The following is a 1,154-nucleotide window of genomic DNA, read 5'->3' as shown; positions in this document are numbered from 1 at the left end:
TGGCTCGTTATCGGGAAAAGTTTGGGGAGTTATGCTGATAGCTGGCACTATTACAAAAAAACTTAATAAAGGAAGTCATAACAATCGATTTGAGTACTGAAATCGATGCAGCAAGGGAACAGGGGAGCCAGCGCTAGCTGCACATCTAGCATCGGCCAGCCATCCCCACTGGGTCAAGGATTGCGCATTGGCGTACGCTACGCGATCGCCTTTGGTGCTCAAACAGTTGAGGGAACCATGGGCTTACTGCCTGTTGTCACTCTATTTTTACTGTGCGATCGCACTCAAGTTTGGCCACTCCCACCATCCCTTGAGTTCCTGCCAAACCCATTCCATGGGATTAACCTCCCGGCAGTCAGATGGATCAAACCACCGGATGACATGGTCACTCTGATCATGAGCTCAGTTCAGATTCACTGGTAGCTACCGCCGGTTGTTCAGAACTATCTTCGACTTTGGTGTTGGACTCAGACTGCCCATTCCCTACTGCTGGTTCTTCCGATATCTCCTCAACCACAGTAGTGAACTGAGATTCCTTTGGAGTTACCGCCGGTTGTTCAGAACTATCTTCGACCACAGTAGTGGACTCAGACTCCCCGGTCTCTACTGCCGGTTTTTCGGATATCTCCTCGACCACACTAGTAAATTTAGATTCCATTGGAGCTACCGCCGGTTGTTCATAACTATCTTCGACCACAGTAGTGGACTCAGACTCCCCGGTCTCTACTGCCGGTTCTTCCGATATCTCCTCGACCACACTAGTGGATTTAGATTCCATTGAAACTACTGCCGGTTCTTCCGATATCTCCTCAACCACACTAGTAAATTCAGACTCCCCGGTCTCTACTGCCGGTTCTTCCGATATCTCCTCAACAACAGTAGTGGACTCAGATTCCCTTGGAGCTACCACAGGTTCCTCTGATGTAATGTCCAGTTCCTCTAGCGCTTCAGGTGAGGGGCTAGGGGTCACAGCGGAACGTCCGAAGAAACTGCCAAAGCGACTCCAGATGTTTAATTTTGGCTTTTCTGACGGTTCAGGTAGAGGGGTTACTGATTCAGCCCCAGTAGTTGCTTCCTCAACTGGTGCTGGGGTTTCACTGGCAGGAACTAGCTCTTCTGCTTCCAAAGTTGTTTCCACCTCAGGTAGGTTGGAC

General features: G+C 49.8%; 1 protein-coding gene and 1 pseudogene. One reads left to right on the top strand and one right to left on the bottom strand.

From position 1 onward, the window contains the following. Positions 1 to 105 precede the first annotated feature (105 nt). Positions 106 to 423, top strand: a complete 318-nt coding sequence (locus F6K37_RS43610; protein ID WP_008181178.1) for a hypothetical protein — start codon at positions 106 to 108, stop codon at positions 421 to 423. On the opposite strand, the pseudogene F6K37_RS43605 reads toward F6K37_RS43610, so the two are convergent. Next, positions 395 to 1,154: pseudogene (locus F6K37_RS43605) on the bottom strand (hypothetical protein); the annotation flags it as partial. The gene F6K37_RS43610 and the pseudogene F6K37_RS43605 overlap by 29 nt on opposite strands.

The organism is Moorena sp. SIO4E2, assembly GCF_010671945.1.
Taxonomy (GTDB): domain Bacteria; phylum Cyanobacteriota; class Cyanobacteriia; order Cyanobacteriales; family Coleofasciculaceae; genus Moorena; species Moorena producens.
The sequence above is the reverse complement of the archived record's forward strand: the minus strand, read 5'-3'. Positions and strand labels throughout refer to the sequence as shown.

Coding starts and splice junctions, on each gene's coding strand:
- F6K37_RS43610 (WP_008181178.1), top strand. CDS start 106: ATGCAGCAAGGGAACAGGGGAGCCAGCGCTAGCTGCACATCTAGCATC.